Raw genomic sequence first — 22,105 nt, forward strand, 5'->3', positions numbered from 1 at the left:
CATGGCACTAAGCAACCGTGACCGCATCGGCCGCGCCTTCGAACTCTTCGGCACTGCGCTCGACGAGTTCCATACATACGTCCTTGCGAAGGAAATCCCTGCTGGCCAGGACTGGACCGCGCTGCTGGCCCTCAAGGATTCTCCAAAGAGTGGCAGCGGCAGGACTTACAGTCGCACCGATCCGCAGAATGGTCTGCGTATGGTCACCGAGCAGATCCCGAATCAGCTCCGCAAGGGTTGGTACCCGTACTCCGACCATCTCTCGCGCACCGAGCAGAGCTGGGCGACGGAGCTGCGTGATGTGCGAAATACTTGGGCGCACAACGGTTCCTTCACTGCCGATGACGCCTACCGCGCCCTCGATACTGCCGAACGGTTCCTGCGTGCGATCGGCGCACCCGACGCCGCAGACGAGGTCCGCCGCTCCAGGATCGACTTGATGCGGTTGAGCTCGGACAAGGAGGATCGCAAGGTCGTTAAAGCCTCTCCGGCCGCGGAGGTCGGCTCTGCCGGCCTCGAACCGTGGCGCCTGGTGCTGCGTCCGCACGAGGACGTGGCCAGTGGCAACTTCCACGCTGCCGAGTTCGCCGCCGACTTGGCAATGGTGTCGCGCGGTGAGGGCGATAGCGAATACACCGACCCTATCGAATTCTTCCAGCGCACGTTCCTCACAGAGGGCTTACGTGATCTCACCGTCCGTGCAGTCAAACGTCTGTCAGGTGATCTCAATGCAGCACCGATCATCAACCTGCAAACCAACTTCGGTGGCGGCAAGACCCACTCGATGCTCGCCGTGTGGCATCTCGCATCAGGTCGTCCACTGGCCGACTATCCGCAGGAAGTCCAAGACGTGCTCGCCGGCCAAGAACTCCCCAAAGCCCGCCGGGTCGCGCTCGTCGGCACCCAAATCCAGGCCGGCGCAGTCAAGGAGATGGCAGACGGCACCAAGGTCAACACGCTGTGGGGCCTGATGGCCTGGCAGCTCGGCGGCCGCGAAGCCTACGAGATCATCCGACAGTCCGACGAGGCGCGCACCAACCCCGGTGACGCGCTGCGCCAACTTTTCCAGCAGTTCGGTCCCGCAGTGATCCTCATCGACGAGTGGGTCGCCTACGCTCGCCAGCTCTACGGACGCGAGGACCTGCCCGACGGCACTTTCGACACCCAATTCACCTTCGCGCAGGCGCTGACCGAAGCAGCGAAAGCTGTCCCCGGCACCCTCGTGCTCATCTCCATCCCGGCGTCCGCCGAGATGAAGGACGGCGAGTACGTCGGTGATGAGGAGGAGGTCGGCGGCGAGAACGGCCGCGAGGCGCTGAAGATGCTCCGCAAAGCCGTCGGCCGGGTCGCAGATCAGTGGCGCGCCGCCAACGCTGAGGAGAGCTTCGAGATCGTCCGCCGCCGGTTGTTCGAAACCCCGGACAGTCAGGCCATCGCGAAGATCAACGCAACCTCACAGAAGCTCGTCGACTTCTACCGTGATCACCGCTCCGAGTTCCCTCGTGAGGTGCTCGAGAACGACTATCTGGACAGAATCCGCCGCTGTTATCCGATCCATCCCGAACTCTTCGACAGGCTCTACGAGGACTGGTCCACGCTGGACAAGTTCCAGCGCACTCGTGGCGTGCTGCGGCTGATGAACACGATCGTCGGGCAGTTGTGGCGGGAGAACGACACTGCACCGCTGATCATGCCCGGATCGGTGCCGCTGCGCGCCGACAAGGTTGTCACCGAGCTCGCCCAGTACCTCGATGACAAGTGGAAAGCACTGATCGACACCGACGTCGATGGGCCTAACTCCGCCCCAGCGCAGGTGGACAAAGCGAATACTTTGCTCGGGACTCGGCTGACCACCCAACGTCTGGCTCGCACAGTGTTCATGGGTGCTACCCCGACCCTGAGATCGGCGCATAAAGGCCTGGACAAGCAGCGGGTATTCCTCGGGACCGCCATGCCGGGCGACGTTCCCGGCAACTTCCACTCGGCCCTCAACCATCTCGCAAACACTGCAACGTACTTCTACAACTCCGAGTCGCTGTACTGGTACGACACCCAGGCCAACACCACCCGCACCGCCCGTGACCACGCAGAACGACTCCACAAAGAGGAGGTCTGGAACGAGGTCATTAAACGGCTGCAGACTCACCGCAAGACCGCCGCTGACGGGTTCACCGCCGTGCACGTGGCACCGGAGAGTTCAGCCGATGTGCCCGACCAGCAGGAGGTTCGCCTGGTCATCGTGCCGCCGTCACACACCCACACCAAAACCGACTCCGACGCAGTTGCTTGGGCCCGCGATGTCACAGAACACCGCGGCAACGCCGCCCGCAGCCATCGGAACATGGTTACTTTCCTCGCAGCCGACGCGACCAGGTGGAAGGAACTCGACACCGCGGTCCGCGACTTCCTCGCATGGTCATACGTACGCGACAACGCCGACAAGAGTCTGGGCCTGACATTCGCGCAGCGTGAGCAGGCTGTCGATCGGGTCGCCATGCACGACCGGACTGTGCGAGACCGCCTGCTCGAGACCTACCAGTGGGTGCTGGCACCCACCCAGCCAGACGCCACCCGTCCGTTGACGATCGAGGCGAAGAAAGATTCCAGCGGTGAGCAGCTCGCTGTCCGGGCTGCCGCGCGCCTGCGCAACGAGGGATGGTTGACGATTCAGCGTGGTCCGGCGCTGATCCGACACGATCTCGACGGCCGGCTACGCGCGGCCTGGGAACGCGACGGCCACCTCACTTTCGGGCAGTTGTTCGGTTTCTACACGACGTACCCGTATCTCGCTCGGTTGCGCGACCGCACAGTATTGGAGGAGGGCGCACTCTCGGTATTCGACGAATTGATTTGGCAGCAAACTGGTTTCGCGTTCGCCGACAGTTGGGACGGCACCGACTACGTCGGTCTGGTGTTGCCCTCAGACAAGGTGACACCGCCGCAAATGACGGATTCGCTGCTGCTGGTACAGCCGGCACGAGCAGAGGCACAGCGTAAGCGAGAAATCGCAGCTATCACACCGCCCGAAAACTCTGATGAAGGCGCCACAGGAGCTGACACAGATCCCGAGACAAATACCGAAGCGGAATCTGGTGAAACAGCGAGCGGGACATCCGCAGTATCTCGCGCCGGAGGAAAGCGAGACGGCGGAAAACCGGTCGTGGTGGCGCGAAAGAACCGATTCTTCGGCTCGACTGAACTGAACTCGGACTTCTACGTCCGCGACTTCAACAAAATCACCAACGAGATCATTCAACACCTCGCTGCCGCAGACGGAGTGCAACTCGAAGTGAGAATTGAGATCACTGCAACGACTCCTACAGGGTTCGATGACAACAAGATCCGAACAGTCAGCGAGAACGCCACTGTTCTCAAATTCGATCAGGCAGGTTTCGAGATCGAATAGCGCACTACGACCTTCCGCACGATGCTCCTGCAATCCCAGGGAAAGGAACGGTGAAGAGAAGCGCTCTCTGTGGCGAGAACGGATGGTTCTTCGATTTCGGACAGTCCCACTCCTGACAGAATCTGTGTTTTCTTTCCGGTCGGCTAATGGGATCGTGGAAGCTTGCAAAAACATTCCAGCACGACAGTCAGCGGATTCGATAGCAATAATTTGCCTAGTTCGGAAGCGGTCCAAGCCCAGGACGCTATGCGACGCCTACAGCATCCAGTTCCACGGGTGCGGGACAGTGTCTGTTTCAACAAAAATTATTGAATTCAACTGATTGTGAGGAAGTGGCTCGATGGCGAAGGATGGCTGGGAGTTTTGGCGAGTTAACCGTGTGTCGAGCGGTGAACTTGAGTGGCTTGCGATCACTCGACCGGGAGCGCGCGCTGCAATCGATCGGCAAAAGGTATGGACGCTTCTGCCGAAAAGTCGTGCGTTCGTAGCGAATTGGTACCTGACCGAGGACTATGGCCGTGAGGATGACCAGTATGAATGGACCTACGAGAACATCGATTCGACGGACGCGCGCGCCGTTGCACTCGATGTACCGGAGCCTTCAGTCGCGGCAGTGTCTCGGTTGATGCATCCGGAGTCATGTCTCACGTTGAATCAGATCGATCGATATCCTGTGGACAAACTCTTAGGTAAACGAGTCTACGAAAAGCTTGAGGCGCGTCGCTGATTATTTCGCCGAAACATCTGAAGACAGCTTCCGATGGTATTCACGACATCTTCACATATTGCGACACTCACGATGCTGAAGAATTCGGTTGAAGGCGTCACTCGTACGGCCCCTGCTTACGGCACCCACCTGCGCATTCATCGTACGAAACCGCCATTTCGTTGGAGCCACTGGAGTGCTGCAAGTGGAGAGTCAGGGATGCTTGTGTTGACTGGCGTCGGTGACGCTGGATCAGGAGTGGTCGCACCGAATTTGTTCCACGGGAACTTGTCGAACAGGTCCGTATAATGACCGTTGTTGAGCTCAATTTCATCTCCACTATCGAACCACTTCAGCACACCGCACTTGCTACGGTCTGACTCCGTGACCTGAGCTCTGTGATGAATGATGTCGTTGCGAACCAGTCGGAGATCTCCGAAATAGCCGACCTTCACCTCGTCAGACTTCCTCTCAGTGAGCGTTGCCAACCGATGTCGGTAATCACCCTCCCACTCTTCGTAGAACGAAGGTATCCAGGCACGGTTGAACCATCGAAAGATCTCGGTTCCAGGTCCAAAAGTCGTGAGCTGGTTGTCAATCTGCTGTGTCGTCAGCGTCGGCTCGACGACCAGTTGGATGCCATCTTTGTGGGCAAAATCCAAGTAGATTGGCCGGTTTCGACTCACGGAATAGGACTGACGGACTTTTAGAAGGGCTATGACTGCTCCACCTGATGGCGCTAGCCGAGCCATCATCACGTGTCGGCGTAATGACTCGAATACGTCTTCTGCCAGTTGCTGCGCGTCTTCCATGTGCCAATCCTGCAGGAGGGTACCGACATGAATTCTCGTAAGCGAGCGGGTGGGTGGTGAGTACTTTTCTGTGTTGCCGCTGGTGCGTGTCAGCAGAATCGACCGTATGCCATAGATGGGATGTTGACTCGCGAACTCAGAAACGCTGAATGTCATAATTCCTGTCGAGAATGGATCTTGGTCTCAACACGTCAACGCATCACTACTGGTGACATGATGCGTGATCGTGGAGGCATGGATGGGCAACAAGGCGCTCGGGTTCACTATGGATCAAGAGAACACGATCTGGGAGATGTGGCGTCGCGGTGATTCGCTGAGTGCGACCGGGCGGGTCCTCGGGGAGAGTGTCCCTCAGATCGGCCGGTTCCTGCGTAAATCCGGCGGTATCCGGCCGCTCCCACGTCGTCGGCGAGCATCGCATCTCACGGCCGGGGAGCGTGAAGAGATTTCCCGTGGGATCGCCGCCGGTGACAGCGCTCGGACGATCGCCGACAAACTCGGAAGATCCCCGTCCACGATCGCACGGGAGATCGCCCGCAACGGCGGCCGCGAACACTATCGGGCGACCCCGGCGGATGCCGCAGCGTATGTCCGCGCACGCCGCCCTCAAATCTCGACTCTCTCTACCAGGCATTTTCTGCGGGAGGTTGTCACAGGGAAGCTGAGTGAGCAGTGGTCACCGCAGCAGATCTCCGCCTGGCTCCGGCGCGAGTATCCGTCCGATCCGCAGATGTGGGTTTCGCACGAGACGATTTACCGTTGCCTGTATATACCGTCGCGACAAGTATTCGACGACACAAAATTTCACGAACTGCGTACTGATCGGCGGATCCGCCGGCCTCGTGGGAAGAAACGCTCCCACGGGCGCGGGCAGATACGGAACAGGGTCCCCATCGATCACCGCAGCCCAGCAGCGGATGCTCGTAGCGAGCCCGGACATCTGGAAGGTGATCTCGTGTTCGGCACCCGCCCGTCGGCGGTCGCGACTTTGGTGGATCGGCAATCACGCGTCACCCATGTGGTGGCATTGCCGGACGGGTACCGGGCCGAGACGGTTGCGGACGCCTTGATTGCCTATCTGGGCCGGTTGCCTGCGCATCTGCGTCGGTCGTTGACGTGGGATCGGGGACTGGAAATGGCCGCGCACGAGCGCATCACCGCAGCACTCGACCTGCCCGTCTACTTTTGCGCCCCGCATCATCCGTGGCAACGAGGGACGAACGAAAATACGAACGGGCTCCTGCGCCAGTACCTGCGCAAGAACGCTGACCTGCGCACTTTCAGCCAGGAGGGCCTGAATTCGATCGCGGCGAGACTCAACGATCGGCCTCGTCGGGTGCTCGACTGGGACAGTCCACGACAACGAGAAGACCAGGTGCTCGGTTCCTCCGCAGTTGGATAGCAAAGCTGGCCATAACGGCGGTTGGCATGATGATGGTCATGGCTGCCACCGGACTCCCCGAACTCGATGTCGCCCGTATCGTGAAGTACTGCGCCAGTAGAGTTCCCGATCGTCTGCGTCATGAGATTCGGGTCGAATGCGACATCGCGCCGCGCCATGTCACGATCTGCGAATGCCGGCCGCCGTGGCGTGAGGACTTCGGCCCGGAATGGACGCGATTCCCGATCGCCCGCCTGTATTACACGAAGAAAACCGGGCTGTGGACTCTGTATTGGCGGGACCGGAACCTCAAATTTCACCGCTACCAGTTCTTGGATCCGAGCCCTCACGTTCAGGATTTGCTCGATCACATCGAAAGCGGTGGGGATCCGATCTTCTGGGGTTGATCCGTTATCCTCGGTGATGCGTTGACCTATTGAGACCAAGATCGTTTTTCGACACCGTCCTGAGTCGACGTACGCCCAGCTCATCCCTGTCTGAAACTCGTGTCGTAAAACTATGTCGAATAACCCTGACGTCGGGTATTTTCGACAGATGTTGTTCGGTTACGCACGAGTCTCCAGTGCAGATCAGAATCCCGCTCACCAAGTCGACGCGTTGGCGCGGGCGGGCGTCGAGGTCGAGAACATTCATGTCGATCACACCGGCGGCGCGAAGGCGTCACGGCCACAGTTGGATGCTGTTCTGCAGCGAATGCGCGACGGTGACACGCTGGTGATCACCCGCCTCGACAGGCTGGGCCGGTCGGTTCTGCATCTGATCACGCTCGGTGCCGATCTGCGTGGGCGGGGGATCGGGTTGAAAGTCCTCGAGCAGGGAATCGATACCGCCACCGCCGAAGGTCGGGCGATGTTCGGGATGCTGTCGGTACTCGCGGAACTTCAGCGTGAGCTGATTGTGGCGATTATCTATACGCGTCGGTTTCCTGTGAGGGACATGGGGTTACGACACGCCTGCTGACGTCCCTCGCGGATATCCCACACCCAGTGAGTGACGGGGATTAGCTTCGAAGTGTGAATGGTCCGTTTGTTGCCGAGAAGGCGATCGGGCCTGTCGCCGGCAAGGTGACGTGGCTGGTGCTCGATGATCGGCTCGATCCGGTCGATGAGGTCACCCAGTTCGCGTTGTATCTCGACGGCGGCGGCGCGAGCGTCAACACGTTGCGGGCCTACATTCCCCGGCTTGCCCGGTTCCTGAATTGGTGCCATTTCCAGGTAGTGGAGTGGACCAAAATATCTCTGCCGCAACTGATTTTGTACAAGCGGTCACTGGAAGCGGAACCGGGACCCTCCGGTCGGGTGCGTGCCGGCAAGACGGTGAACGCACACATCACGGCGATCGTCGAGTTTCTCAGGTACTGCGCCCGGATGGGCGTGATCGACGACGCGGTCGTCGACAAGTTCGTCGAGGCCAAACATCTGCGCTTTGCTCCGGAGACGATGCCGCAGCGCGAAAACGGCGCGCATCGATACATCACCGCGAAGGTCATCAAGGCCAAGGAAGTGACGCGGCCACCGGAATCCCTCAGCGACGACGAGGTGACCGCGCTCCTCGTAGCGACGGCGAACGTCAGGGACTTCCTACTGATCCAGTTGATGGTCGAGACCGGATTGCGTGTCGGCGAGACCCTGGGGTTACGCCGGGAAGACCTGCATTTCCTTCCGGACTCGAAGGCCTTGGGCTGCGCCCTGCCCGGCGCCCATCTGCATGTGCGACGCCGGGCCAACGAGAACCACGCGCTCGCGAAGAGTCACTACCCGCGCAGTGTCCCGGTCGGCCCGCAGACGACCACGGCCTACCGCGACTACCAGTACGAACGTGATCGGCTTGTACCCGACAGTGGATGCGATTTCGTGTTCATCAACCTGTACTCGACGTCGGCGCCCGATACCGCCATGAGATATCAGAACACCCGAAACTGCCTGACCCGAGTGGCTCGCCGTGCGGGGGTGGAGGCGCGGCTGCACATGTTGCGGCACACGGCGGGTACGTCATGGGCCCGCGCGGGCACCCCGATCGACGTGGTGCAAAAGTTGATGGGACATCAGAGTCCGGTGTCGACGGCGAAATACCTGCACCCGTCCGACGAGCAGATGCGGGCCGCCGTGGACGCCGTCGCACACCGGCGGAACGCGCACGCGAAGACCATCCGATGAGCGCGGTGGCCGCCGCCGGCCATGCGATCACGCCGGGCGACGGCGACCGGTGGCACACGTTTCTGACGGAACGGCTCGATGAGCGGTGGCGCCCGAACGAATGGGACCCGCAGACGCTGATCTTCACCGGCGATCCACACAATCAGAAAACCTTTGTGTATTTGTGCGCCCATCCGAATTGTGTGCACCCGACCGGGGTTCGCAACACCATATGCTCGTTCTGCCTCACCGAAGCCAAGCCGCACAGCAAAACCCTCACGCGCCGCTTTCACGACACCATCGTCGAACCTTGTACGGTCGCCGCCGCCGACGTCCGTTGCGCACGTCCCCGATACTCCACCGCCGGTTTGTGTTTCACACACCAGAGCCGGTTCGCGCACGCGGCGAAGACCCGCGGCATCGGCATCACCGAGTTCATGGCCGACGCGCAACCACTCGGTGCGCTGGCAACCTGCGCGGTCGGGGGCTGCAGTCACCAGGTTTTCCACCCCTCGACACCACTATGCCAATCCCACCGCAGCCAGTATCGGGGCCGTCAGGACCGCGGCGAGCCGCCGATCGACGCGCACGAGTTCGCGGCCCAGGCGCTGCCGCTGATCCGCTCGCACGAATTCACCCTGGCCGGGTGCACGGATCTGGTGCGAGCGGAGCTGCTGTGGATCCTGCAAGAACGCGACCGCCGGGGATTCGGAATCTCCCTCTTGCGGATGCGTAATCTCGTCAAAGCCGCCCACGGCGCGCGCACCCTGTTCGAGGCCACCGCCTCGGACGCGCACGTCGTGAGCTTCCTGCGGATGACGTTGCCGCTGCTGCGGCAGCAGCGGGGCGCATTCGAGGGAATCGATCTCACCGAGCCGGACCGGTGGGGCCCCGAGGTCCTCGACCGGTTCCCCAGCGCCGCGGGCACCCGCAGCCGCAACCTCGTCATCGACTGGTCCGCCGTCGGCTGCGGCTGGCTACGCATGCTCGGCAAGACATGGGCCAAGGAAACCCTGCCCCGATACGAGCACCTGAGGCCGTCGCTGCGGGCACTGACGTGGGCGTCCGAGGCCCTCGAGTTCGGCCCCGCCTTCACCGATCGTCGTGCTGCGGGGCGCGGCGACATCGCCGCCATCATCGACCATTGCCGCCGCAAGACCGCCGCCACCGGTGCGCCTTTCGCGGGCAGCTACGCCGACGACAGACTGGGGAACATCAAGGCTGTCCTCGGGTATTGCCGGTCCGCCGGACACATGGACGAGATTCCCGGGGCATTCGCGCTCACCGCCGCGCACCTGAAACAACGACCGGTCCCTCCTCACCGCGACGACGACGAACCGGGGCGGGCCCTGCCCACCGAGATCGTCGAGGTCCTCGACCGGAACATGACGTTGTTGCGGCCCACGTTCACTGCCGGACACCGCGTCGAGGGATGGTCGAACGACGACTACGCAGTGATGCGGCAGACGATCTATCAGCTGCTGCGCGACACCGGCCGGCGACCGGGAGAAATCACCGCCCTGCGCCGTGACTGTCTCGACACCGATCCCGGTGGCGGCCCGGTGCTGATCTACACCAACGCCAAGGCCAACCGACTCGGGCGCCGACTGCACATCACCACCGCTGCCGCGGCGGCGGTCAGCGCCTGGTTGGCGCGGGTGACGACCCTGCGGCCCGATCGCCGCACCGCCCACCTGTTTCCGCAACTGGATCTGTCGGACCCGTGCTCGGACAAGCACTTCAAGGCGTCCGCGTTCGGCGTCATCTTCCGCCAGTGGGTGGACTCGATCGACGAACTGGCGCCCTTGATCCGGACGGTTCCCCACCCCGGTGGCCTCATCGATCGGCGGGATCTGGTCGCCTACTCGCTGCGCCACACCTACGCACAAAATCATGCCGACGCGGGCACTCCCGTCGATGTGCTCGCCGCTTTGATGGACCACCGCGACCTCGCCGTCACCCAGGGCTACTACCGCATCGGACACCACCGCAAGCGCGAGGCGATCGAACGCGTCGGCAACATGGTGATGGACCGGCGAGGTGCGCTGCGTCCCACACCCGAGCTCATCGAATATGAACGGCGAACCGTCTCCACGCTTCTCGGCGGATGCGTCGAACCGTCGAACGTCAACTCCGGCGGCAAATCCTGCCCGATCAGGTTTCAATGCGGTGGCTGCGACCACTACCGGCCCGACCCCTCCTACATCCCCGAAATCGAGCAGGAAATCCGCAAGATCAAGGCCGACGTGAAAGAGGCCGAATTGTGCGCCGCACCGCAAGTGGTGGACAACCTGCGCTACAACCTCGCCATGTTCGAGGGCATCCTGACCAAAATGACCACCCACCTGCACCGACTCGACCCCGACGAACGCGCCGCCCTCGATGCCGCAATCGGCACCATCCGCCAAGCCCGCGAACACCAACGGCACTTTCTGCCGCTGAGCGTCGCCCACCGCAGAGGCGCTGTCGATGACTGACACCCGCACCGACAGGCTCCTCACGGCCCGCCGACAAGCCAGCCGCGACAAACACGCCCACGCCCTCCGCGCACTCGACCAGCTGGTGCGATCCGGTACCCGGATCACCTACGCGCGGGTCGCCCGCGAGGCCGGCGTGTCGACGTGGCTGCTCTACAACCAGCCGGAGCTGACGACCGCAATCCGGGACGCGATGGCCCAACAGAGCCCACCCCGACACCCGCCAGGCCCCCTCACGTCCGGGGACAGCCTGCGCACCGACCTCGAACTCGCCCGGCACGAGATCGCCGCGCTCCGCACCTCCGAACGCAAGCTCCGTGAGCGGCTGCAACGCACCCTCGGCAACGAAATCGAACAGATCGACCACTCCCAGCTGGCCGCTCGCATCGCCGACCTCGAGGCCCTCGTCGCCAACCTGCGTGTCGACAACGCGCAGCTACGCGAAACCAATACTCGGTTGGTCGAGCTGACCGACCAGCAACGCGACGACCTCGAGACCGCGAACATCCTGCTCCGCCGGTACATGAAAGAAGCCAGCCGCTCGCACCCATGATCGGCGAAACACCTACACCGGCCGCGTGGCTATCGGCTTTGGAGAGAATGGTCGGGGCACAGAAGTGTTGGCGAGGTGCACCAGCCGGCGTCGGCGAGCCACCGTTGCACCGGTACGGGTAACACTGTTCTTGCCGCGGTGGCGAGCTCTCCGGTGAGGATGGGGCCATCTCCGCACAGGGCGCAGGCAACGTCGAAGACCGGCAGGTCGGGTTCGCACTGGCGACAATGATGTTGGGCTACCAGCTCGCCACGCCGGTCTTTGTCGGGACGAAGCCAGCTCACCGCGAGATCGTCGCGCTGATGCGCCGCCTCGGCTCGGGTGGTCGGTTCGTGCCTGCAAGTGGGGCAGGCGCGGGTTGTCCTGCGTGTCCGGCTCGGCCGGGGGACAGTGCCGGATACCGAACCGGACTCCGGAGCCGCGGGCTCGGGAGTTGTTGCGAGAGAGACTGTTCCAGTAGTTTTTGCTGCTGCGGCTTTGTTCAGATGCCCGTAGACGGTAGTGCGAGGCACGCCCAACATGTCGGCGATCTGGACAACGGTGTGTTCACCGCCGTCGTAGAGTTGCTGCGCGAGCTGGACCTGATCGTCGGTGAGTTTCGGTGGGCGTCCGCCCTTGCGGCCGCGAGTCCTGGCCGCCGCCACACCTTCCCGGACATTGTTCACGGCGAGCTCACGCTGGAGTTCGGCCAAAACCGACAGCATTTCGAACATCGCCCGGCCCTCGGCGGTGGCGGTGTCGATGCCCTGCTCGAGAACCTTCAAACCTACCCCGCGCTTGCGCAGGTCGGCGCCGAGCGTGATCAGGTGCAGCACCGAACGACTGAGCCGATCCAGGTGCGTGATGACCAGGATGTCGCCGTCGTCCAACAGGGCGAGCACCACATCCAACTGAGGGCGGGAGGCCTTCGCGCCGCTGACGTGATCGACGTGAATGTTTTCAGTGGTAACCCCCGCCCGGCGCAGCGCGTCGATCTGGTGGGCAGGGTTCTGATCTGCGGTCGAGACCCGGGCATATCCGAGCAGCATCCGTCGACAATACCCCGACGGTGGTTAGTCGACATTGATTTTCGACGGTGTTTTCGACACCTCTTTCGCTCGCATCGGAGGGACACCCGCCGACTCGGATTTCATTCATGTCAGGGTGTCGGGCTCGGCCCTCATTTTTCGAAACCTCGCCCATGATCGGCGACACCGCCGATCGCCTCATGCTGGCATCCACCGCTCGTCACCCATGTAACTCACCAGAGCGATGTCGCCGAATATCCTGATTCCCCAGCTGAAGAGGAGAATCCTTCCTGCCGTCGTATAGATAACGGCGAACACTCGGGACGGCTTGGCTGCTGCGCGGGCGCGCGGCAGAAAGGGCGGGCGCCCCTCGAAGCTCACCGACGATCAAATCGCACTTGCTCAACGGCTGTACGACGCCGGAGAGAATACGGTCGCGCAGATTGCGGCGATGTTGAACGTGCCCCGCACAACTGTGTACGGCCATCTCAACAAGAACAAGTCAGCTTCGACCCCCACAGCGCATCCTCGCGGGGACGTTCCTGTGAATTCTGTTGTGCCCATGCGAGTGCCACGCACCTGCCCGACGTGTGGTTACGAGCCGAGTACACGAGCGGAAGCCACTCATCAACGCGGCGACCTGGCCGTTGCATGGCTCCACCCGGATGTCGACGATCCGAATGCGGTCGTCATCCGTTCGCACTGTCGCCATTGCGAACCCGAGCCACCCGCTTTCGACGTCGCGTGCGCCGTATGCGGTGACGGTCCAATTCTTGCCGACACCTTCGCACACGCCGCGACAGTCGAAGGCCTCCCGGTTCCTGTTCAACAATGGCTGACTGCCAGTGGGTGGAATTTGACGCCCACCCTCCTGTGCCCGGACCACCGATGAGAAGCGGCGATATGGATTCATCAGTGAAAACCCAAGCGGACCTGCGTAAACGAATAGTGCACGGTTGGAATACCGACACTCCACCAGTCGATCGAACAGCGTCCACCGCCAATCGGCTGGAGGATGCATCATGAGCGCCGCACTGCACTCCGTCTCGGGCATTCCGAACCGGAACCTCGGCGCGGATGTTGATACCGTCGAAAAGAAACTGCGAGCCATGCTCGCCGCCCTCGACGATTCCCTCGCCGGAATCAGCGATGCTCGCGAAGCCCTCCGAGACCTGTACTCAGGTCCAACCGCGTCGGACGAAGTCGAAACATTCCTCGCAGGCGAAGCCTCCAACCAGGACATCACCACCCACCTCGACGCCGCAGCCCGCAGTCTGCGCGCAGCTCTGGCAGTCATTCGCAGCCAAAAACAGTTGACGACATCGCAAATCCGTGACGGCCAACTGTGACCGATCCAGCGAACAAGCGGCCCGCGAATCCGGAAACGGAACACCGAACCAGGGCGGGAGTGATCCGCCACAACGTCTTCGGGGTCGCAGCCCTTGCTGTCGCGGCCCTGGACTTCGTCATTGGCACCCGGACCATGTTCGTCGCGGGAGTCCTCGCCCTCACGGCCTCTGCCTACAGCTTCACCAGAGCCCATCGACTTCGAACACGTTGATCTCCGAAGCGCGGATCTGATCGACGAAGGGCGTGAACGCTATTCGTTGTCATCGGCGAGGATCGCTGCGATCCTCGCCGCCAACGCCTCAGCCTCCCGCTCCACGTCGTTCAGCGTCTCCCGCACATTCGCCAACTGTTCTTGCGCCCGCGCCCGCGCGTGCCAACCCACTGCCGGATCCACATCACTGAGCGTCGACACCGGTGGGCTGTCCGGCTCGTCCTCTAGCTCGGGCATCCGGGGCAAACCATCCCAGCCCGACCCCACGTGCCGGCCACCATTGCCAGATAGGTGCGCGGCCACGATCTCCCCAATCGCCGTCGCGCTCAACCCCCACCGAGCGCGCGCACTCTGCCGCCACCGCCCCATCCCCAGGCCGCCCCAGCGATCGATTGGCACCACTAGCGGGCCGTCTCGGACCACCTGAGGCAAAGCTGCGTACGACTCTTGCGACTGCGCGGTCATCGGCTGAGCTTTCGCGAGCGCGGCCGCGACCGCCGCCGTCGAAGGCCACCTGTCCACATACGCCAACAACCGCGCCCAGCGCAGAAACACCGCAGCCGGGCACATGCGCGGATCATCGTTGGCCGGCACCTGAATCCACACCTGGCCAACCTGAACCTGCAACGTCGAGTTGACTACCCGCACCTGGCTTCGTTGCAGCCGTTCGATCTGCCCGTAGGACATTCCAGCGGCCTTCGACAACACCAACAGCAGCGCATCCCGGCGGCCGAACAATCCCGACGGCCATCCTGCTGACGGCAGCGCTGCTACCACCTGTGCGGCCTCGCTCGACGGCCACTCGTGACCGCCACCGCCTCTCACGGCCCTCGCATCGGCCTTGGCAGGCACTGGGACCTGAGCGTGCATATGAGCTGCCCGCACAGCCGCCAGTCGTTCCCGTTGTGTCGACAACGCCGCCGGATTGGCGCGCACGAATCCGATCAGCGTCTCACGGTCTGCCGGTATAGGGGTGGCGCCGACACCGATGCACCAATCCGTGAACAGTGACCACCGCGCTCGATGGCGTGCAGGCAGCAGCATGCCCACGCGTTCGAGTTCATCGTGATCGTGCATGGCCCTACGGTATCCGCCACGGTCCCGCCGCAAATCGTGCGCGGCGCTTCCTTGCCGAAGCTCTGAACCCTGTCCGTCGACGCGGACCTACGAATCGTTCGTCGAATGCCCCGTTCACCGGTGGAAATGCCGTGGCCTACGCGGAGGTGAGCCCGACGGCTGCGCTGTTCGACGGTGCCGCACACCGGAACCCCGCCAGAGAGAGTTGTCCCAACAGCAAACGCCGAGCCGAGGAGCACACGATGAACGCCACTGACGACATTCACCGACGACAACATGATCTCGACCGCGTTGCACAACGCAGCGGGCGAGGGCGCCATGCTCGTCGTGTTCGCCGACGGTTCCACCACTTCCGGTCCTCGTGTCCTGGTTGAGGGATTCCTCGAGGTGTCGACCCAGGAAGTCGCCCGCACCTTCGACGGTGCTGTCGTGGCCGGTTGGATCGCCGACGCGGGCACTGACTGGCACGCCGCCGTAGACCGCTACCGCCGTGAGATCGCGGCCTGAAAGCCACCTGCACCCGCAACCCCCCGAGCGGGTGCAGGTCTCCCCCGCAGCCGGAACGTCAGCCCTCCCCCCGGGTGATGCGTTCCGGCTGCGGCATTTCTGTGTGCGACAGAACCCGCCAGTGACTGATAGTTCCGCGTGGTGGACACCAGCCCATCCCTGCCGGCCCTGGGGCTGGCTGTCCAACCATTTCCCATATCCGAGCCTGCCTCGGCGAAGTCGACGGACACGACAACAACGTGCAGCGACCAGTACGAAAGCGGTGCCTCGAATAGCTATTCGGGGCACCGCTTAGGCTTTTTGTGGGTCGGCTGTGTCGCTGCTACGCGCCCCAAATCAGTGCCGCGCCTGCGACGACAGCGGCAATTGCACCGCCGAAGAGCAACGGGAACTCCTGACTCACCGTCATGCGTATCCGCCCCTGATAGGACGCGAAGCCGATCGCAAAGGCAGCGATCCCGACGACGAGGGCGAACCACCAGAACCCGTCGAACTTGCCCACGAGTTCAGCGACGCCCGGGGGTGCTTCCGGCGAGAGTTGCGGGATCTGTGTCAGGGCAGGGGAAGTGGACATGGAGCCTCCGATGATGTTGGTACGAACCGACCGAGTTCTGCCGGTGATTTCACATACAACTCTTCCCTACGTGCCTATTGGCTGCGGCACACCGTCACACCAGCTCGTACCCGAACGGCGCCGACGCTCGCAATGTCACTTCACGTTCCGAGTACGCGAACGCTCCCGGTTGTCTGCGATTACTGTCCAGCCGCCTACGCTGGTACCGGTAGCAGTCCAAAACCGCGGGAGGTGCACCGCTGATGACATTCGGAAACGACGCACCACAGCCACTTCCCTCGATGCCTGAACCCGCGCCGGAACCTCATGCATTCCAACTGACTTTGATCGGCGAACCTCAACCAGTCCGGATCCCGGAACGGATATGGCGATCCTGGTTCGAGAACCCCGCGATCGTGGCTCGCTTCGAGTCCAAAAGATACCGGCGGCTGGACGACCAATGCTGGCCATGGACTTCCGGGGTGTCATCAACAGGCTATGGATCCTTCCGCGCAGCAAGCCTGCCAGGCCCCTCGCGTCGGGGAACAGTCCCGGCCCACCTGTTCGCATTTCAGCTCGAATACGGGGTAATTCCACGGTTGGGCTGGTCCAATGCCGACGACGCCGTGCTGTGCCATCAGTGTGACTTCGCTGGCTGTACAAATCCGACTCATCTGCGACTGGGCACCCGTCGCACAAACCGCGGCGAATACGAACTGCGCCGCCGCAACATCGCCAGCCCTCTCGCAGACGTACGCGGACCGGCCGGCCGCACCCGGGCCATCGCTGACGCTGTCCGAGCAGGCCTCGAACGAAACGAAGACAGCACCGAAATCGACCGTCGAATCTATCTCGCAGAACAGGCCGGACTGCCCTTCACGCTGTGGTAACACGATGTGCCACAGCGGCCGCCGAAATCGCTATGGTTCACGTGACGGACTCAGCAGCCCACCAGAACCGAGGAGATATTCGATGGACGAAGAAGCGAAAAACCGCGTGCGAAACGAAATCCTAGATCTCGCTGCGGGCCAGGCAACCCTCGTTGGCAAAGGCGCGAAGGAATTCGCGGTGCTAGCCACGGAACAAATTGACGACGCAGACACGGCGATCAAGAGTGGTGACCCAGATGGCGTTGCGACCCAACATGTCCAGCTCGCGAATGCTTACGCGACACTGGCATTGGCCGCATCCAATCAGGCGCTCCTCTTCGAGCGGCTACACAGCTCCGCTCTCAATCAGTAGGTATCCAGCCGAACGCTCGTCTCATGTCTGGAGCCCGGGGAGCCCTCGTCTCGTCAATTAACCAGGGAGTCTCCGGTCTCACGATGATCGAGTGCGCCGAGCGTGCTCGACAATGTATGTGCGACGTCAATCGTTCGAAGGCCGAGTCAATTCCTACGAGGGACACGTGCCGCGCCCTCCTCCAGGGCCCCGCATCGTGAGGAGGCAGCCACGCCGGAACCTCCGTTTCGGAAGATGCACGACCAGAAAGGCAATAGCGCAATGAATGTCCCAAATCACGCAACGCACGGCCAGGACGCAAACATCGTGGCACTCGGGTTCACCGGGGCGGACCGCTACAACTTGGTCCGGATCTTCCGAGACGGCGGACCCTCAAACACTGCCGATGCAGTGCTCCTCGACGAATACACGCGACGAGATGCAGAGTCCTTGGCGGCCTACAACAAATTCAAGATCCACCAGAGCAAACAACTTATCGTCGCCGCTCTCATCGGGATAGCGCTGTTACTCAGCGCTCCGTTCGGCATCCACATGATCATGGACCTGATTCAAATCTGATTCACATATGCCGGTGTGGGCACAACCAATTCCCCTCGTAGATGCACCACGCGAGGGGAATTGGCGGGCGTAGGTCGCCCTGGCGTCCAGTGGTCAGAACCCGAGATCCATGACTGCGTTGTTTTGTGCCGGATTGCGTTCGCGCGCATAGATTTCAACCGTGGCCGGGGACTTGTGCCCGGTCTGACGCATGATCGAATGTGTACTTGCGCCATTCGACAGCGATTGTGTGACGAACCCTGCGCGAGGCGAATGCCCACCCAACATCATCACCTCCTCATCGCTGAACCCGGATGCACTGGCCCGCATCCGAATCACGCTGTGAATCGCCGCCCCTGACAACCCGGATTCGCTGATGTTCCCGTGCCGGTCGATCTTCCGGAACAACGGCGCCAACCCATCAACCGGGGAGACACCGCGATCGCGGCACACATGATGAGTGAACGGTTCGGTCCGCGCCAGCTCCGCGATCACCGCGGGCCGGCCTCCCGAATCGAACGCACACACCACCTGATGCCATCGCCGGTACGCGCAGACCGGGCACCGGTGATGATGACCCCGCCCGAACGGCGCCACCTTGGTCTGTCCGACACCGCTCTGGTCCGACTTCGACACCCGCACGCGCAGATGCAGTCCGTCCTCACGGTGCATCCGGCCATCGGCGAGGACCAGGTTCGCGAGCTCCGATCGCCGGAACGCACCAGCAAAGCCAAGAAGCAACAGCGCAGAGTCACGGCGTTCACGAACCCGGTCAACCCAACTACTGCACCCCTCACGAGCAGTCACCAGGATGTGTTCGATGTCGTCGAGCAGCAACGCTTCTCGCTGTCGGCTACGTCGGTTCGGATCGCGCGCAGCTTTGCGTTGCAAACCGGCCAGCGTGGACGCCACCAACTGACTCGTGCCCGGCGGCGGCAACTCCGCGGCCCTGTGGAAGAAATTGATCGACGCCACCCACCTGCGCAGAGTCGTCGGCGAGTACGGACCCATGCCCTCCCGGGGTTCGGAGGCGGCTTCTGCCAGGTACGACGCCACCGTCTCCGCGGCCGCCGGCAAGGCATCGAGTTCGTTCGCTGCGCACCAACGAGCGAACCGATGCCAATCCGAGCGATACGCGCGGGTTGTCGTCGAGGCCTGCGATTGACTGACCGCTTCGACGACACGGGCCTTCGCTTCGTCGCCCCCTCTGCCCCAGGGCGAGAGCTGTCCTCTAGCCGAAGTGGTGGCGGGGAGGTTCGGAATCGTTGACGGATCCATATCTGGAACCGTAGCGGTGCCCTCTGACCTCACCGACCGATCATTGGAGCCAGTTCACGATCCCCCACGCATCCAGATTCCACACCAGATGCCCGACAATCGACGGCCACAGTGATCGTGTTGCCAGCGTGAGCGGGTAGAACAGTGCACCGAACGTGCACGCGAGAAGCACATTCCATGCGCCTTGATTGCTGTGGTGGAAGCCGAATGCGACGGTGGAGAGTAGACCGCCACCAATGATCGAGACGATCGTCAGCGCGCGTCTGCTGATCTGGCTCTCGACACGGTCAGAGCAGCAGCCCGGGGCCACGAAAGAGGACCTCTTCCCAGAGCACACCAGCTGAGATCGACACGATCACCAGACCCGTGGAGAGACCGGTGTACCAGTTGATGCGGTCAGTGGAAACGATCGCCGGCGTTATCGATGTGGCAGAACGCAACAGAGGATCCAACACCCGTAACCAGACGAAGACGAGGACGAGGGGAGCAACAACACCCAGTAGCAATGGCTCGACGGGACGGTGAGGGATCCTGATGGGGCGCGGTATTCCAAATCCGGATGAGAGCAACACGCTTCGTATCGATGTGCGACGGTCGACCTTTTCAAAGTATGTGACCATCAGCATGATTCCTGGAATCACGATGGCTCCGTACATTGCACCCGCAATGACTTTCGGTAGGGCAATCGGTTGCGTGAGGCCGTCAAAGACTAAGTACGCAGCGAAGACGAGCACGAGCATCGTGAAGGCGGCGTAAACCGCGACTGGGACCGGAGCAATGCGAAGGCGAATCGCAGGCGCCGACGCTGGCGGTCGTGTCATTCCGATATTTGATCAGCTCTACGCGGCGATCGCGGAAGCAACACGCCCGCACCTCAACTAGTGGAGTCCTCCGTGGACGCCGAGTCGAATCCACAAATCGGCCATCACGGCTGAACTGTCCCGATGGCCACTCAACCGGACATGAATCGGCCCCGATCGAGTGATCGGGGCCTACTGAGGCAGGTCAGATCGAGCACAAAGTGAACAAGTGCAATGCGGACCGAGCAACTGCATGACGATCGTTGAGGTCAACGGGCCACTCCCCCACCTTCTGCTCCTCATTTCGGGAGCGGTCGGTCACATAGAACACCAGAAAACCGCCTTCGCTGGTGGTGACCCCGGCGGCTCGGGCGCGCAGGTGGTCGGCGTTCCACACAAGGGATCCGTTCACGAGCAGCGACATCTCATCCTGGTTGATCCTCGTTTGTATGTCGTAGTCCGAATCCGACTGCACCGGAGCATTCGCAACATTGACCATCTCAACCCGATGACCTTCGCTGAACGGGAAGGGAACCGCGTCGCGGTCGTAGAACAGCGGCTGCAAGGTTGCCGAGCCGTCGACTACCACCGGGCTCGACGTACGAAGGACGTGTTCGTGTGGACGGACAACAGTCACCAGCGTTTCGGGCCGGAGATGCACAGTCACCAGTGACGCTCCCGCTTCGTCCAGTAGGTCGAGTTCGGTAGACCACCGGTCGATCGCTTTCACCGCCTTCACGGTCGGTTCGGTGACGTTGCCGTCGGCGTCCTTCATCCGGACAACGTCGCAGGCCCGGAGATCGGATGCAGCGAGGATCTCGCTGCCGTCGGTGCGGGAGATTTGGCGTGGCTGCTTTGTTGTCATGGCAACAGTCGACCAAGGCGTTGTCGTAAGTGCGGCACCGTGAGATGGGCAGCCGGTGTTGTTGCCGAGTGGAGCAGGCGGCTTGTTCAGGCTCTTCAGCGTCGTTGTCAGCGGCCCTGTAGAGCGACGAATCGCCTGCAGGTAGGGGTAAGGGCTCCCCGGGCGACATTCGGCCGGTCCTGGGATTTCGGCCATTTTCACCGAAAAACACGCTCACCTGGCCCTTCCAGGCTTGAACTGCGGTAATGAATATTATCGTTGGTCAGAACGCAAAGGCACCGGGTCAAACGTGAGTGAGGCAAAGAACCCCCCAATTTCGAGAAACTTCACTTCTTGGCCAACGGAGACCGGAAACGGTTGTCTGCGAAATCAGAGCGCAAAATTGCAGGTCACCGTACTTCTCATGCTGGCTGAGCCTGCCAATCTTGTCGCCCACTCTGCGCATCGTGCCTGGCAAGCAAACTGTCGGACGTTAGGCCCTGGAAGCTGGCCTCCCCACGCCGTTCAGCGATGTCAATCGCAGTGCCACTATGCCGCCGACGTGCGCTGGGGCTGCGATACCAAGCCGGCCCCGAACTAGCCTCCAATCTGCCCGTGTACGCAGGACAGATGGCGTCGTTTCCATCGGGCAACAGCGCTGGCGTCGACGATGCTGACAGGGCGATGCACCGGAACCCTCGTCCGTAACGTCAGGCCTGAGTCGAATCCAGCCATCCCGAGGAGCACCAATGCCACCAGAGAGTCACCGCCCCAGAATTACGTACCGGAATGAGAAGCAAGCGCAGATCGTCGGGATTGGCTACTTGTCTTTCGGGCTCATCGCTCTGATCGGTGTTGTGCTGTTGCTGATCATTCCGGCTGTGTGGTCCATCGTGATCCTGGCAATAGGTGTTGGCGGTGTTGTCGGCCTCTTCCTGATCACTCCCCCATCAGACAAGGCGCCTCACGACTGACCGGTCCGCATCGGACCAACCCGGGATCGGAAGCTTCCGATCGACAGCGCACCCCTCCCCTCCCCTGATTCGACCCTGCGGCCAGCTCGAGCACGACGAGCTGGCCGTTTTCCATTTTCGATCCACTGTTTGCTCGCGGGCGGGAAATTGCGCGCCAATCACCGCAGTTCACAGGCATAGCGCCCCCCAGATGGCCATGGACAGCCATTCGGGCCCCCTCTTAGGCATCTACCG

22 protein-coding genes and 1 pseudogene are annotated in these 22,105 nt (G+C 62.1%); 15 read left to right on the forward strand and 8 right to left on the reverse strand.

Annotated elements, in window-relative coordinates; genetic code table 11:
* The first annotated feature begins 1 nt into the window (after position 1).
* Both BH682_RS29985 and BH682_RS29990 read left to right on the forward strand, forming a co-directional pair.
* A complete protein-coding gene (locus BH682_RS29985) occupies positions 2 to 3,406 on the forward strand; it encodes a Swt1 family HEPN domain-containing protein (protein WP_075835625.1) in 3,405 nt (1,134 codons plus the stop codon).
* 340 nt (positions 3,407 to 3,746) lie between these two features.
* On the forward strand, positions 3,747 to 4,133 hold the full coding sequence (locus BH682_RS29990; protein ID WP_075835627.1) for a hypothetical protein: 387 nt from the start codon (positions 3,747 to 3,749) through the stop codon (positions 4,131 to 4,133).
* A 137-nt stretch (positions 4,134 to 4,270) separates the two neighbouring features.
* On the opposite strand, the gene BH682_RS29995 is transcribed toward BH682_RS29990, so the two are convergent.
* Positions 4,271 to 4,924: a hypothetical protein gene (locus BH682_RS29995; protein ID WP_143542515.1), complete on the reverse strand. Its 654-nt coding sequence runs from the start codon at positions 4,922 to 4,924 to the stop codon at positions 4,271 to 4,273.
* Between the two features lie 238 nt (positions 4,925 to 5,162).
* Here BH682_RS29995 and BH682_RS30000 point away from each other — a divergent pair, with 238 nt between their 5' ends.
* From BH682_RS30000 to BH682_RS30025, 6 genes are all read left to right on the forward strand, one after another.
* The gene (locus BH682_RS30000) at positions 5,163 to 6,326 is read left to right on the forward strand and encodes an IS30 family transposase (RefSeq protein ID WP_075835631.1); all 1,164 of its coding nucleotides are present in this window, start codon (positions 5,163 to 5,165) and stop codon (positions 6,324 to 6,326) included.
* Positions 6,327 to 6,364: 38 nt separating this feature from the next.
* Positions 6,365 to 6,712, forward strand: coding sequence for a DUF3024 domain-containing protein (locus tag BH682_RS30005; protein WP_075835926.1), 348 nt, complete (start codon positions 6,365 to 6,367; stop codon positions 6,710 to 6,712).
* Between the two features lie 112 nt (positions 6,713 to 6,824).
* Entirely contained in the window at positions 6,825 to 7,286 is a 462-nt protein-coding gene (locus BH682_RS30010) for a recombinase family protein (RefSeq protein WP_223304383.1), read from the forward strand.
* A gap of 53 nt (positions 7,287 to 7,339) precedes the next feature.
* Positions 7,340 to 8,482, forward strand: a complete 1,143-nt coding sequence (locus BH682_RS30015) for a tyrosine-type recombinase/integrase (protein ID WP_082893248.1) — start codon at positions 7,340 to 7,342, stop codon at positions 8,480 to 8,482.
* Positions 8,479 to 10,938 carry a tyrosine-type recombinase/integrase gene (locus BH682_RS30020; protein WP_064074904.1) on the forward strand — a complete coding sequence of 820 codons (2,460 nt, stop codon included), beginning with the start codon at positions 8,479 to 8,481 and terminating at the stop codon, positions 10,936 to 10,938. Before BH682_RS30015 ends, BH682_RS30020 begins: the two co-directional genes overlap by 4 nt.
* A complete protein-coding gene (locus BH682_RS30025) occupies positions 10,931 to 11,491 on the forward strand; it encodes a DUF6262 family protein (RefSeq protein WP_064074903.1) in 561 nt (186 codons plus the stop codon). Before BH682_RS30020 ends, BH682_RS30025 begins: the two co-directional genes overlap by 8 nt.
* A gap of 29 nt (positions 11,492 to 11,520) precedes the next feature.
* On the opposite strand, the gene BH682_RS30030 is transcribed toward BH682_RS30025, so the two are convergent.
* Entirely contained in the window at positions 11,521 to 12,519 is a 999-nt protein-coding gene (locus tag BH682_RS30030; protein WP_075835633.1) for a recombinase family protein, read from the reverse strand.
* 283 nt (positions 12,520 to 12,802) lie between these two features.
* On the opposite strand from BH682_RS30030, the pseudogene BH682_RS30035 reads away from it, so the two are divergent.
* A pseudogene (locus tag BH682_RS30035) lies at positions 12,803 to 13,390 on the forward strand (helix-turn-helix domain-containing protein); the annotation flags it as partial.
* Positions 13,391 to 13,520: 130 nt separating this feature from the next.
* Complete coding sequence (locus tag BH682_RS30040) at positions 13,521 to 13,847, forward strand: hypothetical protein (RefSeq protein ID WP_052959781.1); 327 nt, start codon at positions 13,521 to 13,523, stop codon at positions 13,845 to 13,847.
* 251 nt (positions 13,848 to 14,098) lie between these two features.
* Here BH682_RS30040 and BH682_RS30050 read toward each other — a convergent pair whose 3' ends face one another.
* Complete coding sequence (locus BH682_RS30050; protein ID WP_075835637.1) at positions 14,099 to 15,136, reverse strand: hypothetical protein; 1,038 nt, start codon at positions 15,134 to 15,136, stop codon at positions 14,099 to 14,101.
* A 276-nt stretch (positions 15,137 to 15,412) separates the two neighbouring features.
* Between BH682_RS30050 and BH682_RS30055 the strand changes: the two genes are divergently transcribed.
* Positions 15,413 to 15,643: a hypothetical protein gene (locus BH682_RS30055; RefSeq protein ID WP_075835639.1), complete on the forward strand. Its 231-nt coding sequence runs from the start codon at positions 15,413 to 15,415 to the stop codon at positions 15,641 to 15,643.
* A gap of 322 nt (positions 15,644 to 15,965) precedes the next feature.
* Here BH682_RS30055 and BH682_RS30060 read toward each other — a convergent pair whose 3' ends face one another.
* Entirely contained in the window at positions 15,966 to 16,217 is a 252-nt protein-coding gene (locus BH682_RS30060; RefSeq protein WP_047269172.1) for a hypothetical protein, read from the reverse strand.
* A gap of 242 nt (positions 16,218 to 16,459) precedes the next feature.
* Here BH682_RS30060 and BH682_RS30065 point away from each other — a divergent pair, with 242 nt between their 5' ends.
* The 3 genes from BH682_RS30065 (at position 16,460) to BH682_RS30075 (ending at position 17,996) form a co-directional block, all read left to right on the forward strand.
* Entirely contained in the window at positions 16,460 to 17,086 is a 627-nt protein-coding gene (locus BH682_RS30065) for an HNH endonuclease (RefSeq protein WP_064112232.1), read from the forward strand.
* Between the two features lie 82 nt (positions 17,087 to 17,168).
* Entirely contained in the window at positions 17,169 to 17,438 is a 270-nt protein-coding gene (locus BH682_RS30070; protein WP_075835641.1) for a hypothetical protein, read from the forward strand.
* Positions 17,439 to 17,699: 261 nt separating this feature from the next.
* Positions 17,700 to 17,996 (forward strand): hypothetical protein, encoded by a 297-nt coding sequence (locus BH682_RS30075; protein ID WP_058228451.1) that lies wholly within the window; start codon positions 17,700 to 17,702, stop codon positions 17,994 to 17,996.
* Between the two features lie 93 nt (positions 17,997 to 18,089).
* Here the strand turns inward: BH682_RS30075 and BH682_RS30080 are convergent, their stop codons facing one another.
* From BH682_RS30080 to BH682_RS30095, 4 genes are all read right to left on the reverse strand, one after another.
* Positions 18,090 to 19,253 carry a site-specific integrase gene (locus BH682_RS30080; RefSeq protein WP_075835643.1) on the reverse strand — a complete coding sequence of 388 codons (1,164 nt, stop codon included), beginning with the start codon at positions 19,251 to 19,253 and terminating at the stop codon, positions 18,090 to 18,092.
* A 40-nt stretch (positions 19,254 to 19,293) separates the two neighbouring features.
* Positions 19,294 to 19,563 (reverse strand): CPBP family intramembrane glutamic endopeptidase, encoded by a 270-nt coding sequence (locus BH682_RS30085; RefSeq protein WP_075835645.1) that lies wholly within the window; start codon positions 19,561 to 19,563, stop codon positions 19,294 to 19,296.
* On the reverse strand, positions 19,541 to 20,074 hold the full coding sequence (locus tag BH682_RS30090; RefSeq protein WP_075835647.1) for a hypothetical protein: 534 nt from the start codon (positions 20,072 to 20,074) through the stop codon (positions 19,541 to 19,543). The genes BH682_RS30085 and BH682_RS30090 overlap by 23 nt, the downstream gene beginning before the upstream one ends.
* A gap of 184 nt (positions 20,075 to 20,258) precedes the next feature.
* Positions 20,259 to 20,918, reverse strand: coding sequence for a hypothetical protein (locus BH682_RS30095; protein ID WP_075835649.1), 660 nt, complete (start codon positions 20,916 to 20,918; stop codon positions 20,259 to 20,261).
* 728 nt (positions 20,919 to 21,646) lie between these two features.
* Here BH682_RS30095 and BH682_RS30100 point away from each other — a divergent pair.
* Positions 21,647 to 21,871 (forward strand): hypothetical protein, encoded by a 225-nt coding sequence (locus tag BH682_RS30100; RefSeq protein ID WP_047269165.1) that lies wholly within the window; start codon positions 21,647 to 21,649, stop codon positions 21,869 to 21,871.
* Positions 21,872 to 22,105: the final 234 nt, after the last annotated feature.

The sequence above is a fragment of the Rhodococcus sp. YL-1 genome (assembly GCF_001942025.1).
Classification (GTDB): domain Bacteria; phylum Actinomycetota; class Actinomycetes; order Mycobacteriales; family Mycobacteriaceae; genus Rhodococcus_F; species Rhodococcus_F qingshengii.